Raw genomic sequence first — 12,331 nt, 5'->3', positions numbered from 1 at the left:
AATGAAGACCGAGCCAAGGCTAAGCGTATGCAACTTTGCATAGTGGGCGCTGTACCAGACATGGTTACCATGTCCCATGCCCCGGAAGGAGCCCATTGTGATACCTAAGCCTCACCCGCACACCTGGCTGATGAGCCTAGCTTTACTCATGATGCTGGCGACGCCACCAGCCCTCGCCGAGCCACGGCTGCCAGACTTCACAGAGTTGGTCGACAAGGCCGCGCCAGCCGTCGTCAACATCTCCACCTCACGGGAGATCGAGAGGTCCATGACATCCTCTCGGCAGTTTGGGGGGCAGGAGGTGCCGGAGATCTTTCGAGAGTTCTTCGGCGACCGCATCCCGATGCCACCCGGCGGTGCGCCCAATCGCAATGAGGAGCCACGTCAGTCACTGGGATCGGGCTTCATCTTCGATGAAGACGGCTACATCATGACCAACGCCCACGTGGTCAAGGACGCCGATAAGATCCTGGTGCGCCTGAATGGCCGGCGTGAGCTCGAGGCTGAGCTGGTCGGTGCTGATGAAAAAACCGACGTGGCGGTCCTCAAAGTCGAGGCGGACAATCTGCCGACCCTGGAGCTCGGTGAGTCCACCGATCTCAAGGTCGGCCAGTGGGTCGCCGCCATCGGCTCCCCCTTCGGCTTCGATCACTCGGTGACGTCCGGGATCATCAGCGCCATCAACCGCACCCTGCCTCAGGACGTCTATGTCCCCTTCATCCAGACCGACGTGGCGATCAATCCGGGTAACTCCGGAGGACCGCTCTTCAACCTGGATGGTGAAGTCGTGGGCATCAACTCCCAGATCTTGACCCGCAGCGGTGGCTACATGGGCCTCTCCTTCGCCATCCCCATCGATGTAGCACTGGATGTCGCCAACCAGCTGCGCGAAGAGGGTTACGTGAGCCGCGGCTGGCTGGGGGTCAGCATCCAGCCGGTGTCCAAGGACCTGGCGGAGTCCTTCGGCATGGAACAGGCCGAGGGTGCCTTGATCGCCGAGCTTGAGCCCGGCAGCCCTGGGGCGGAAGGCGGCCTCAAGGCCGGTGATGTCATCCTTGAGGTGAACGGCCAGGAAGTGGACCACTCCACCACGCTGCCGCGCCTGGTCGGTCAGACGAGTCCGGGGGAAGAGGTCGAGCTCAGGGTGCTGCGCGATGGTCAGCAGGAGACCATCACGGTGGAAGTTGGCGAGTGGCCGGATGCCGGTGCCGATCAGGCCGAGGGCGACCCGGTGCGCCTCGGGATCGTGGTTCAGCCGCTGAGTAGCATGGAGAAGCGCCGGCTTGGCATTGATCACGGGGTGCGCATCGCCAAGGTCGGTCCGACCGGCCATGCCGCTGCCGCCGGCATTCGCCCCGGCGATGTGCTGGTCAGCCTGGGCCAGCAACCGATAGAGAGCCCGGAACAGCTGACGGAGTTGCTTACCAACCTGCCGGACGACCAAACGGTGCCGGTTCTTCTCAACCGCGACGGCCGTGCCTATTTCGTGGCCCTGCGAGTGGGCAATGGTGACTGACCGCGACTGAGTAGCGTTCAATACATCAGCACAGCGGCGCCCTGGCGAGTAGGATCGCTGGGGCGCTTCTTCAGAATCTCGTGCATTCTAATGCGCAGCTAGGTGGCCTACTCATTAAAAGAGTACCGCCAACCATCCGGCGGTGTTTTAGTTCAATTTTTTGTGCCCCAATGGCTGATTTCTTGTCAAGCTCCCACGCCACAGGGCACGTTCCTGCAAAGCCATGGTTCAAGCAACATCGAGGCCTTCCCAGGGCCCAATGTAGGCGTGATTTTGCTATGTTGTTGCCGTTTTGATCTCTCCCTTTTTGGTAAAGATCAACCCCGACTATGTGCTGGATGAGTGGTTATAAAAAACCTTAAACCATGACTGATAAGATGCGTACTCTCGGGGCATTTAGCCGATGATGCCGCGCTTTATTTGAACAATGAAGCCGATATCTTCAAGGTGCTTTAGGTACTCCCCAGGCGTTTCTCGCTACGGCTTTACTTTGCATATAACCCAGTTCCGGCCGCGACCGGGCAACATGCGATCCCACCAGCAGTTCCTGTATCGGTTGCGGCTGGTGCGGGTGAAGTGGCTGAGATGCCGTCCTAGCGAGCCTACGCCTCGTGGGCAAAACCGGACCAGCTGTTCCAGCTACTGCTCTTACCTGCTGCGCGGATCATGCAGCCGTGCTGAGCCTTCAGCGAAAGTGAAGTGATGATTGAAGAGCCGAGTGCGCTAATCCGAGCGCGATAAACTACAATGCTTATCAGAAGCATCCTTGTTCACCTTAGAGCGATAAGCGATGACAGGACGGCGTTTCGACCGCCGGGGTTTCCTCAAGGCGGGGGGCTGGGGCCTGATGTCAGCGATAGGCCTGTCGTCGGCCCGCGCAGCCACCGTTTCGGCATCAGTGACGACCTCTTCCTCCCCTGCCGGAAGCCACGGGGCTATGACGGGCAACATGATCACCCAAGGCGAGGTCGACCATGCACGCAATGGCTTCGATCCGACCGCCATGCTCACCGACTGGGATACCGGCAGGGTCAGCCGGCTGGCGAACGGGCAACGGCTGCGCGAGTACACGATCACCGCCATCGACAAGGAGATCGAGATCGCACCAGGGCTCTTCTTCCCGGCCTGGACCTACAATGGTCGGGTGCCGGGGCCGTCGCTGAGGGCCACCGAGGGCGACCGGATACGCATTCGCTTCGTCAACGCCGGCAGCCATGTGCACACTCTGCACTTCCATGGCATCCACTCGGCGCGGATGGATGGCGTGCCAGGCGCCGGCGAGGTAGCACCTGGGGAAGCCTTCACCTACGAGTTCGATGCCGAGCCCTTCGGCTGCCACCTGTATCACTGTCATTCGTTGCCGTTGAAACGCCATATCCACAAGGGTCTGTACGGTGCCTTTATCGTCGACCCGGATCCGCAACGGCATCCCGAGCATGAGCCGGCGGCTCGCTCACGCCTACTGGGCAGTGAGGCGAACGCGCGCTGGCAGGAGTTCGTGATGGTGATGAATGGCTTCGACACCAATTTCGACGAGGAGAACGAGATCTACGCGGTCAACTCGGTGGCGCATGCCTACGTGAATCGGCCCATTCGCCTCGAGCGGGCTCGCCCGGCACGGATATACCTGATTAACGTCACCGAGTTCGATCCAGTGAACTCCCTGCACCTGCATGCCAACTTCTTCGATTACTACGATCATGGCACGACCCTGACGCCGACCCTCAGGACCGTGGATACGGTGATGCAGTGCCAGGCGCAGCGGGGCATCCTGGAATTCTCCTTCGCCGACCACGAGCCGGGGCAGTACATGTTCCATGCCCACCAGAGCGAATTCGTGGAACTCGGCTGGATGAGTCTGTTCGAGGTGGTCTGATGCACCCGCGACTGTGGTTCTCGTTGCTGCTCCCCCCGCTGATGCTCGGCTTGGCGCTCCTGTGGTTCCAGATGACGCAGCCACTCGAATGGCTCGGCGTATCGCCACCGCCGCTCGAGGAACTGACCGTCGAGCGCACCATCATCGACGACGACGGCCTCGCCCTGAAGGTACGCGCGGGGGGATCGGAACCCATGCGCATCGCCCAGGTGCAGGTCGATGGTGCCTACTGGCGCTTCCACCAGGAGCCGGCTGGTGAGCTGTCCAGGGGGCAGGCCGCATGGCTGCAGATCCCCTATCCCTGGGTGGAGGACGAACTGCACGAGGTCACCCTGGTCACCGGCACAGGGGTCACCTTCGGGCACACCATCGAGGTGGCGGAGCCAACCCCACAGCCGAGCATCGAGCAGTTGTCCGGCTATGGCGTGCTCGGCCTCTTTGTGGGGGTCCTGCCGGTGGCGCTGGGCATGTGCCTGTTGCCGGCGCTACAGCATGCCGGCGCGAAGGGGTTCCAGTTCACCTTGGCCCTGACCTTGGGGCTGCTGGCCTTCCTGCTGGTGGACACCCTCGAGGCCGGGCTCGAACTCGCGGCCGAGGCGGCGTCGCTGTTCCAAGGGCCGGCCCTGGTCTGGCTGACGGCGCTGGTCGCCTTCCTGGCGCTGCTGGGGGTGGGGCGGCGCCACGGCCTGCCTCCGGAGGGTCGCATTCTGGCGTGGTATATCGCGCTGGGCATCGGGCTGCACAACCTGGGCGAGGGCCTCGCCATCGGTGGCGCCTTCGCAGCCGGTGCCGGGGCGCTGGGCACCTTCCTGGTGATCGGTTTTACGCTGCATAACCTGACCGAAGGCGTCGCCATCGCTGCTCCCCTGACGCGCCTGTCCATACCTGCCTGGATGTGGGTCGGACTAGTGGCCCTGGCCGGCTTGCCCGCGGTACTCGGCACTTGGCTGGGGGCCTATGCCTTCGCACCGCATTGGTCGGCGCTGTTCCTGGGGCTGGGAGCCGGCGCCATTCTACAGGTCTGCGTCGAAGTCGCAGATTATCTACGGCGAACCGCCGTGGCTGAGGCGATGTCGCCAGTCTCCGGCATTTCAGTGCTGGGTGTCACGGCCGGTGTCGGGATCATGTACGCCACGGCACTGCTCGTGCAGGTGTGACCTCGGGGCCACCTGTCCACTGATCGCCTCATTACACGAGGCTCGATCAACGGGGAGCAGCGACTCCCCAGAAATTGAAGGGCAAGCGGATTAAATGGTTGATCTTACCTTTGCATGAGAGTGAGACAAACCGGCATCTCATCGGATTATCTGGTTGATGCTTCACCTACTGCTGGTGCATGTTTCCTTCGCTAATTCCAGCAAGAACCCCACACGCCTCAACTTCCCGGTCATCGTTGCAACTCGCTCTCAGTGAAACGAGTTGTTTTTCAAGCGCTTGCAGAGCGGTTATCTGCGACCGCACATGAGAGATGTGATCATCGAGCAAGGCGTTGACGGCGGTACAAGGCTGATGAGGGTCGTCCTGATAGCTCTGTAGTTCGTGAATCTCAGCCAGTGACAGGCCTAGGATTCTGCAGCGACGGATGAAGGCCAGCCACTCACCATGCTTCTCGGTATAGACACGGTAACCGTTGTCCTGCCGATCAGGCGGCGGCAACAAGCCCTGCTGTTCATAGAAGCGGATCGTCTGTGTTTCGACCCCTACCAACTGCGCCAACTGACCAATACGCATCAGCCTCCTCCCCAACGGATTCTTTACTCTATTGACCTTATAGTAGCTTTATAGTTTTAAATGGTACCACAACATTGTTCAAGTGGAGTCGTATCATGAACAAATCCTGTGGTGGCGGCGCCTGTGGCGGTGATGCAACGTCCGCGGCGGATACCGATATACAGGCCTCCTCCGAAGCGCCGGGGAGATGGGTCAGCGTTTATGCCGTGCCGAAGATGGACTGTCCATCAGAAGAGCGAATGATTCGCCTAGCCCTGAACGGCTTTGAGGAGGTTCGAGCGCTGTCCTTCGACTTGTCGAACCGCCGGCTGAAGGTCGTACATGACGGCGAGGTCGAGCCCGTCACCTCGAAACTGAAGACCTTGGGGCTAGGCGCCTCGCTTCAGGAAACCGTCGCTGCAAATCCGGAGACCATCAAGGCCGCCGAGTTCTCGGCAGCTTCTGCTAAGCAAGAATCCGGGGCCCTGCGCTGGTTGCTCGGCATCAATGCACTTCTGTTCGTGGTGGAAATGACTGCCGGTCTGATCGCCCAGTCCACCGGCCTGATTGGAGAATCCCTGGACAATTTTGCCGATGCGGCGGTGTACGGGCTTGCCCTTTATGCGGTTGGACATAGCGTGAAAATGCAGGTACGTGCCGCGCATCTTGCTGGTGTACTGCAACTGATCTTGGCTGTGGGCGTACTCATAGAGGTGGTGAGACGCTTTGTATTCGGTAGTGAGCCTGAATCGCTGGTGATGATGGCTATCGCATTCGTCGCATTGATTGCCAATACCAGTTGTCTGCTGCTCATATCCAAACATCGGGAGGGCGGGGCGCACATGAAGGCAAGCTGGATATTCTCGGCCAACGACGTGGTGATCAACCTGGGGGTCATCACCGCCGGCGCCCTGGTCGCGTGGACCGGGTCCAATTATCCGGATCTGATTATCGGCACCATCGCGGGGGTCATTGTACTTAACGGTGCCAGACGCATTCTGGCGTTGAAGGGTTAAATAATGCTCATTATTGGCAAAAAGCTCTCGCCGTATGCCCTGTTGTCCATATCGGGCCTGCTGGCAGCGTCTGATCAGGCCGTAAAATGGCTGGTGCAGCAATCAATGGCCTATGGCGAGTCTATTTCAGTGACCCCGTTCTTTAACTGGGTGCACGTATGGAACACCGGTGCCGCATTCAGTCTTTTTGCGAATGGTGGAGGCTGGCAGCGCTACTTTTTTATCGGAATCGCGGTGGTGGTCTCGATTTTTCTGATCAAGCTGATCCTTGAAAATCGTCATAAAGGAGAAGCCATCGCTTACAGTCTTATCCTCGGTGGCGCCATGGGCAATCTGATTGACCGGGTCTTTCGCGGCTATGTTGTGGATTCCTTTGATTTCTATTGGCGAGACTGGCATTGGCCGGCCTTCAACCTGGCTGATATTGCAATTGTCCTCGGTGCCTTACTTTTCGTTTCCGGCAGCTTGTTGGGTAAAAAAACAAACACCAATGCCGAGCCGGATGGATCTGACTGACACCTACGCCTATACAACACCATGCCCGAACTTCCCGACAACATCCTTCACCTGCCGCAATACCAAGTACTGGGCTGCAAATCAACCGACGACGAAATGCACTTCCAGGTGGACGTGCCCGATCCGATCGCCTGCGAGGAATGCGGCGTGCAGGGTGAGTTCGTGCGGTTCGGCAAGCGTGATGTTCCCTATCGTGATCTGCCCATCCAAGGCAAGCGGGTCACTCTCTGGTTGGTCCGCCGCCGACACACCTGCCGGGCCTGCAAGACAACATTGAGTCTCCGGGAATCCCGGTACGGTTCGCTCAATCTCAGCCCGTTCACCCGGCACAGCAGGACAACTGCGTCACGTCTTTGGTAAAAGTTTGGGCACAGAGCTTGATGCCTTCCACCATGGTGAGGTAGGGGAACAGTTCGTCGCCGATGGCCTGCACCGTCATGCGCGCGCGCAGCGCCAGAACCGCCGTCTGGATCAGCTCGCCGGCTTCGCCGGCCACCGCCTGTACCCCCAGCAACCGCCCCGTGTCGCGTTCGGCCACCAGCTTGATGAACCCACCGGTGTCGAAATTGACCAGCGCACGTGGCACGTTCGCCAGCTCGAGCACGCGGGACTCTACGCTGAAGCCCTGCTCCAGTGCTTCGGCTTCCGTCAGGCCGACGGTGGCCACCTGGGGGTCGGTGAAGATCACCGCCGGCATGGCACTGAGGTCCAGGGTGGCCTCGCCGCCGGTCATGTTGATCGCGGCGCGGCTACCCCCGGCGGCGGCGACGTAGACATACTCCGGCTGATCGGTGCAGTCACCGGCGGCATACAGGCCCGGTACGGTGGTCTGCAGATGCTCATCCACCAGAATCGCGCCACGCGCGGTCTCCACGCCGATGCTCGCCAGGTTCAGGGCCTCGGTGTTGGGTGTGCGGCCACTGGCCACCAGCAATTGCTCCGCCTGCAGGGTCCCGGCGTGGGTCTGCAGGGTGAACAGCTGGCCGTCGTGGCTCACTTCGCTGGCCTGTGTCTGCTTGAGGACCTCGATGCCCTCACGGCGAAACGCCGCTTCCACGGCCTCACCCACCGCCGGGTCTTCCTGGGACAGCACTCGGCTGCGGGCCAGCACAGTGACCCGGCTGCCCAGACGGGCGAAAGCCTGGGCCAGTTCCAGGGCCACCACCGAGGCCCCGATCACGATCAGCCGCTCGGGAAGGGTGTCCAGTTCCAGCGCACTGGTGGACGTGAGATAGGGGGTCTCGGCCAGCCCCGGCACCGGCGGTTCTGTCGGACGAGCGCCGGTGCCGATGAAGGCGCGATCGAAGCGGACGGTCTGCGCGCCGCCCTCATTCAGCTCGACCGTCAGGCTGCGGGCATCGACGAACCGGGCCTCGCCATGCAGGACCGTGATGGCCGGGTGGTCGCGCAGAATCCCCGCGTACTTGGCATCACGCAGTTCCTCGACACGCCCCAGCTGTTGCCTGAGCAGCTGTGCCCGGTCCACCACCGGTGCCTGGGCGCTCAAGCCGGCATCGAAGGGGCTCTCCTTTCGCAGATGCGCAATATGCGCCGCGCGGATCATGATCTTCGAGGGCACACAGCCGGTATTGACACAGGTACCGCCGAGAGTGCCGCGTTCGATCAGGGTGATCCGGGCGCCGCGTTCGGCGGCCTTCAGGGCCGCCGCCATGGCAGCGCCGCCACTGCCGATCACCGCGATGTGCGGGGCGTCTTCATCACGGCCCTTGGAAACCGATGCGCCTGTCGGGGAGGGTGTTTCACTGTTGGCCAGTCGGGCCTGATAGCCAAGTCGGGTCACGGCGAACGTCAACGCCGAGGCCGGTGTGCCCGGATCAACGGCTACCGATGCCGTCCCCTGAGGATAGGAGACCTCCACCGACTGTACGCCGGGCAGCTTCTCCAAGGCTTCCCTGACATGATCCGCACAGCGGTCACAGGTCATGCCACTCACGTTGAGTTCAATCATCACGTTTCTCCGAGTCTTTATGAGTAAAGCCGGCATCCTGCTTCCGCTTGTGGTGTCGCGCGTAGAGAGGCAAGCCGATGACGATGGCCAGGGCCAGGGCAGCGAAGAGCACGTAGTCGAGATAGCCTGTCAGCGCGGCCAGGCCCGCCGTGCCGGACAGAATCAGGACTATTGGCACGGCGCAACACAATCCCATCAGCATGCTGCCAAGCACGACGTTTGAAAATTTCCTCGGACCTTTCACACTTATTCCTTCACCGTCGAGGGATAACCTACATTGGCCGTGGCCTGGAGCAGGGCCTCAACCGTGGTCTTGGCATCATCGAAGGTGACCACGGCCTCACGATCCGGATAGCTCACGTCGATTTGCGAGACGCCGTCCACCTTGTTGAGTGCAGCCTTGACGGTGATCGGACAGGCGGCGCAGGTCATGCCCGGTACTGAGAGCGTCACGGTCTGCAGGGCCGCCATGGCGGGAGAGCTGAGCAGGGCGAGTATCGCGATGAGGGCGAAACGAGCTTTCATGGAGAACCTCCTCTCAATAGAACCAGGGCAAGGTGTAGGGAAAGACCAGCGCAGTCAGTACCAGTAGCGACACAATCCAGAACATGACCTTGTAGCCCGTCCTGACGCGTGGCACGGCACAAAGCTCACCTGGCTGGCACTTTTCCACTGGCCGGAAGATCCGGCGCCAGGCGAAGAACAGTGCCACCAGCGCCATACCGACGAAGAGTGGGCGGTAGGGTTCCAGGGCCGTCAGGTTGCCGATCCAGGCGCCGGAAATCCCCAGCATGATCAGCACCAGCGGGCCGAGGCAGCAGACCGAGGCAAGGAGGGCAGCAAGCCCACCGGCAGCCAGAGGCCCTTTCCCCGTTTTCGATGTAGACATTGCGCTTGCACCTTTCATGACCTTGTTTACTGGGATAAGGTTACATCCGTAGTCAGATACGGAGTCAAGCGTCATGAAGAGACAGGGGGATAGAGTAGCGGGCACTATGACCATTGGTGGCCTGGCCAAGGCGGTTGGCGTCAATGTCGAGACCATCCGGTATTATCAGCGCCGTGGGCTACTCTCAGAGCCCGAACGTCCTGCCGGCAGTATTCGCCGCTATGGCACAGCCGACGTCGCGCGGCTGACCTTCGTCAAAACCGGGCAGCGGCTGGGCTTCAGCCTGGACGAGATTGCCGAGCTGTTGCGATTGGAGGATGGCACTCATTGCCAGGAGGCCAGCACCCTCGCCGAGCATAAACTGCGGGATGTCCGTGAGAAGGTCGCCAGCCTCCAGCGTATCGAGCGGACACTGGACGAACTTGTACAGGCGTGTCATGAACAGGAGGGAAGTATCACCTGCCCGCTGATTGCGTCCTTACATGAGGGCTCGATCACAGGGGAACAGCGGCTCCCCAGAAATTGAAGCCAGCGAACCGCGGAACTTTCGGTAGATAGCCCGTCTCCATTCGCTGGATACGGAAGCCAGCGTGCTCGATGAGCTCGGGGATGGCACGGTTGAGATGGCAGCCCCCCGCCACCTTGCGCCACAGGGGGTTGACGCGATCCTGCCACTGGCGCACGGCCTCATCAGGTGCCGTGCCGTGTTCGCAGAACAGCAGTTGGCCACCCGGCTTGAGCACGCGACGCATCTGCTCCAGCGCCCGGTGCCAGTCCGGAATCGTGCAAAGGGTGTAGGTGAGCACCACGGTATCGACACTGTTGTCGTCGAGAGGAACCTCCTCGCCCGGCAGGTCCAGCCAGCGCACCTCGAACGGTGCGCCGATGACGTTGTGGCGGGCCTTGCGTCGCATGCCTTCGGAAGGCTCGAGCCCCCAGACCAGCTCGACCCGGTCCGGATCGTAGTGGGGAATATTGAGCCCGGACCCCATACCCACCTCCAGAACACGGCCCCGGGCTTGCGGCACCACGGCCGCCCGCTGACGATCGACCACCGTGTTGCCACACGCCAGGTGGAGGAAATGCGGCAGAACACGATTCTCGTAGAAGGACATCTGTATCGTCATCCCGTGTGGTTGCCAGGTGATCGAAATACGGTGTGATCGAAACCAGACCGGTTCGTTATGCCACCACCTTGAAGTAGCGCATCATACCGGCATCCTCATGCTCCATGTTGTGGCAGTGGTACATGTAGAACCCCTCGAAGTCCTTGAAGGTCAGAGCGATGCGCACCCGTTCCTCTGGGAACACCAGCACCGTGTCATGCAATCCCGCGTCGATGATCCCATCGTGCAGGTCCGTCTTGCCGCCCGCCGATATCCGCTCCTGAACCAGGAATTGCAGTCCATGAACGTGCATGGGGTGCGGCATCATGGTGTTGTTGACGAACTCCCAGATCTCCGTCTGCGCCAGCCGGACGATCTCGTCATCTGCCACCGTCGCGCCCTCCATCTGCCGGCCGTTGATCGTGAACCCCTGCATCATGCGCATGCCCAGCTCGAAGCGGCGTACTGGCGTATCGGCCTGAACCGGGGAGGCCGGCAGGTCTTGAGCCAAGCGTTCCGGCAGGGTTTCCGCATCGTTCGCCCGTGCGACGACGGCGAAGGTAACTAGCGAGAGCCGCTCGCTTCCCATCATGTCGCGCATCATGCCTCGATCCATCATCTCGCCCATTCGATCACCCATCATCCCTCGATCCATCATGCCGCCCATTCGATCGCCCATCATGCCCCGGTCCATCATGTCGCCCATTCGCTCGCCCATCATGCCGAGTTGGTACTCCTCGCTCACCAGCTGTACGGACTTTCCCGGCTCGGTGTCGCCAAAATCGACCCACAGATCGATCCGTTGGGCCGGCGCCAGTGTGACCGAGCGGCGCCGCTCGGGCTTGGCGAGCAGGCCACCGTCGGTGCCGATGACGGTCACCGCCCGGCCATCGCTCCAGGCCAGCTTGTAGATGCGCGAGTTGGAGCCGTTGAGCAGGCGCAATCGATATGGCTGCGTGGACACCTCGCGTCGCGCGTCCGGGTGGCCGTTCACCAGTACCCGCTCCCCGCGAAAGCCCTGCATGCGGGTCATCATCGCCCCCATGCCACCATCGTCGATGTACTGAAGCTCATTGCCATTGCTAAAGGTGCGATCCTGCAGGATGAGGACCAGTTCCCGCTCTCCGTCGGGGAGCTCCAAGGCACGCTCGGCGTCGTCGTTGATGATCAGTGGACCGGCAAGGCCGGCGTAACTCTGAAAGCCGACCCGGCCACCGTTGGGGCCGTGAGGATGGGGGTGGTACCAGTACAGACCGGCGCGATCCACGACATCGAAGGCGAGCGTCGTGCTCGTCGCCGGAGCGATCGGCAGGCGCGGCTGACCGTCCATTTCTGGCGGCACGTGCAGCCCATGCCAGTGCACGGTGGTGTCTTCGGGGAGATCGTTGTCGATGCGTACCCGCAAGCGCTGACCACGACGCAGGCGAATCAATGGCCCCGTATAACTCTCACCCACGGGCGTCAGGGTATCTTCAGGCCCGACGATTCGCTCGGCCGTGTAGCGCCAGACGTCGCTGGGCGCACCGGGCAGGATAGCCACCTTGTCCGGGTGGGCTCGCACACGCAGGTCGACGTCGAAGGGCCCCTCCATGGCCGTCGACGCGGACGCCGCCCGCAGAGCGGGGCGATATCCCCCGAGCCATACCCCGGCCCCCACCAGGGTCGACAACGCCGCCACACCGCCGATGCGGCGCAATACGCTACGTCGCTGCAGGTCGACATAAGCCATGATG

At 61.5% G+C, this 12,331-nt stretch carries 13 protein-coding genes and 1 pseudogene; 7 read left to right on the top strand and 7 right to left on the bottom strand.

All coding sequences use genetic code 11. The annotated features are described in order from the left end of the window. Positions 1-76 precede the first annotated feature (76 nt). The 3 genes from HNO53_RS05460 to HNO53_RS05450 all read left to right on the top strand — a co-directional run bounded on the left by HNO53_RS05460 (position 77) and on the right by HNO53_RS05450 (position 4,549). Entirely contained in the window at positions 77-1,516 is a 1,440-nt protein-coding gene (locus tag HNO53_RS05460) for a DegQ family serine endoprotease (protein WP_420827856.1), read from the top strand. Between the two features lie 949 nt (positions 1,517-2,465). After that, positions 2,466-3,392, top strand: a complete 927-nt coding sequence (locus HNO53_RS05455) for a multicopper oxidase domain-containing protein (protein ID WP_208107412.1) — start codon at positions 2,466-2,468, stop codon at positions 3,390-3,392. Beyond that, positions 3,392-4,549, top strand: a complete 1,158-nt coding sequence (locus tag HNO53_RS05450; RefSeq protein ID WP_133483786.1) for a ZIP family metal transporter — start codon at positions 3,392-3,394, stop codon at positions 4,547-4,549. The genes HNO53_RS05455 and HNO53_RS05450 overlap by 1 nt, the downstream gene beginning before the upstream one ends. A 166-nt stretch (positions 4,550-4,715) precedes the next feature. On the opposite strand, the gene cadR is transcribed toward HNO53_RS05450, so the two are convergent. Continuing rightward, positions 4,716-5,123: a Cd(II)/Pb(II)-responsive transcriptional regulator gene (gene cadR, locus HNO53_RS05445; protein ID WP_153716866.1), complete on the bottom strand. Its 408-nt coding sequence runs from the start codon at positions 5,121-5,123 to the stop codon at positions 4,716-4,718. 95 nt (positions 5,124-5,218) lie between these two features. Here cadR and HNO53_RS05440 point away from each other — a divergent pair, with 95 nt between their 5' ends. The 3 genes and pseudogenes from HNO53_RS05440 to HNO53_RS05430 form a co-directional block, all read left to right on the top strand. Beyond that, complete coding sequence (locus tag HNO53_RS05440) at positions 5,219-6,118, top strand: cation efflux transmembrane domain-containing protein (RefSeq protein ID WP_095622752.1); 900 nt, start codon at positions 5,219-5,221, stop codon at positions 6,116-6,118. Between the two features lie 3 nt (positions 6,119-6,121). Continuing rightward, positions 6,122-6,634: a signal peptidase II gene (gene lspA / locus HNO53_RS05435; RefSeq protein ID WP_095622753.1), complete on the top strand. Its 513-nt coding sequence runs from the start codon at positions 6,122-6,124 to the stop codon at positions 6,632-6,634. 21 nt (positions 6,635-6,655) lie between these two features. Beyond that, positions 6,656-6,907, top strand: a pseudogene (locus HNO53_RS05430) (transposase family protein); the annotation flags it as partial. Positions 6,908-6,953: 46 nt separating this feature from the next. On the opposite strand, the gene merA reads toward HNO53_RS05430, so the two are convergent. The 4 genes from merA to merT are packed head-to-tail and all read right to left on the bottom strand — an operon-like array spanning position 6,954 to position 9,492. Beyond that, positions 6,954-8,603: a mercury(II) reductase gene (gene merA / locus HNO53_RS05425; RefSeq protein ID WP_081712102.1), complete on the bottom strand. Its 1,650-nt coding sequence runs from the start codon at positions 8,601-8,603 to the stop codon at positions 6,954-6,956. Continuing rightward, a complete protein-coding gene (merF, locus tag HNO53_RS05420) occupies positions 8,596-8,847 on the bottom strand; it encodes a mercury resistance system transport protein MerF (protein ID WP_031218777.1) in 252 nt (83 codons plus the stop codon). The genes merA and merF overlap by 8 nt, the downstream gene beginning before the upstream one ends. Positions 8,848-8,849: 2 nt before the next feature. Beyond that, entirely contained in the window at positions 8,850-9,128 is a 279-nt protein-coding gene (gene merP / locus HNO53_RS05415) for a mercury resistance system periplasmic binding protein MerP (protein WP_023007333.1), read from the bottom strand. 13 nt (positions 9,129-9,141) lie between these two features. Next, on the bottom strand, positions 9,142-9,492 hold the full coding sequence (gene merT, locus HNO53_RS05410; RefSeq protein WP_023007334.1) for a mercuric ion transporter MerT: 351 nt from the start codon (positions 9,490-9,492) through the stop codon (positions 9,142-9,144). Positions 9,493-9,598: 106 nt separating this feature from the next. On the opposite strand from merT, the gene merR reads away from it, so the two are divergent. After that, positions 9,599-10,018 carry an Hg(II)-responsive transcriptional regulator gene (gene merR / locus HNO53_RS05405; RefSeq protein ID WP_432206838.1) on the top strand — a complete coding sequence of 140 codons (420 nt, stop codon included), beginning with the start codon at positions 9,599-9,601 and terminating at the stop codon, positions 10,016-10,018. Here merR and HNO53_RS05400 read toward each other — a convergent pair. Together HNO53_RS05400 and HNO53_RS05395 are read right to left on the bottom strand one after the other, a co-directional pair. Continuing rightward, the gene (locus HNO53_RS05400) at positions 9,987-10,607 is read right to left on the bottom strand and encodes a class I SAM-dependent methyltransferase (protein ID WP_023007336.1); all 621 of its coding nucleotides are present in this window, start codon (positions 10,605-10,607) and stop codon (positions 9,987-9,989) included. The genes merR and HNO53_RS05400 overlap by 32 nt on opposite strands. Before the next feature lie 67 nt (positions 10,608-10,674). Further along, positions 10,675-12,327: a multicopper oxidase family protein gene (locus HNO53_RS05395; RefSeq protein ID WP_209476832.1), complete on the bottom strand. Its 1,653-nt coding sequence runs from the start codon at positions 12,325-12,327 to the stop codon at positions 10,675-10,677. Positions 12,328-12,331: the final 4 nt, after the last annotated feature.

It is taken from the genome of Billgrantia antri, from assembly GCF_017868935.1.
Taxonomy (GTDB): Bacteria; Pseudomonadota; Gammaproteobacteria; order Pseudomonadales; family Halomonadaceae; genus Halomonas; species Halomonas antri.
Note: the sequence above shows the minus strand (reverse complement) of the source record. Positions and strands in the feature narration are given on the sequence as shown.

Coding starts and splice junctions, on each gene's coding strand:
- HNO53_RS05460 (WP_420827856.1), top strand. CDS start 77: ATGCCCCGGAAGGAGCCCATTGTGATACCTAAGCCTCACCCGCACACC.
- HNO53_RS05455 (WP_208107412.1), top strand. CDS start 2,466: ATGATCACCCAAGGCGAGGTCGACCATGCACGCAATGGCTTCGATCCG.
- HNO53_RS05450 (WP_133483786.1), top strand. CDS start 3,392: ATGCACCCGCGACTGTGGTTCTCGTTGCTGCTCCCCCCGCTGATGCTC.
- cadR (WP_153716866.1), bottom strand. CDS start 5,123: ATGCGTATTGGTCAGTTGGCGCAGTTGGTAGGGGTCGAAACACAGACG.
- HNO53_RS05440 (WP_095622752.1), top strand. CDS start 5,219: ATGAACAAATCCTGTGGTGGCGGCGCCTGTGGCGGTGATGCAACGTCC.
- lspA (WP_095622753.1), top strand. CDS start 6,122: ATGCTCATTATTGGCAAAAAGCTCTCGCCGTATGCCCTGTTGTCCATA.
- merA (WP_081712102.1), bottom strand. CDS start 8,603: ATGATTGAACTCAACGTGAGTGGCATGACCTGTGACCGCTGTGCGGAT.
- merP (WP_023007333.1), bottom strand. CDS start 9,128: ATGAAAGCTCGTTTCGCCCTCATCGCGATACTCGCCCTGCTCAGCTCT.
- merT (WP_023007334.1), bottom strand. CDS start 9,492: ATGTCTACATCGAAAACGGGGAAAGGGCCTCTGGCTGCCGGTGGGCTT.
- merR (WP_432206838.1), top strand. CDS start 9,599: ATGACCATTGGTGGCCTGGCCAAGGCGGTTGGCGTCAATGTCGAGACC.
- HNO53_RS05400 (WP_023007336.1), bottom strand. CDS start 10,607: ATGTCCTTCTACGAGAATCGTGTTCTGCCGCATTTCCTCCACCTGGCG.
- HNO53_RS05395 (WP_209476832.1), bottom strand. CDS start 12,327: ATGGCTTATGTCGACCTGCAGCGACGTAGCGTATTGCGCCGCATCGGC.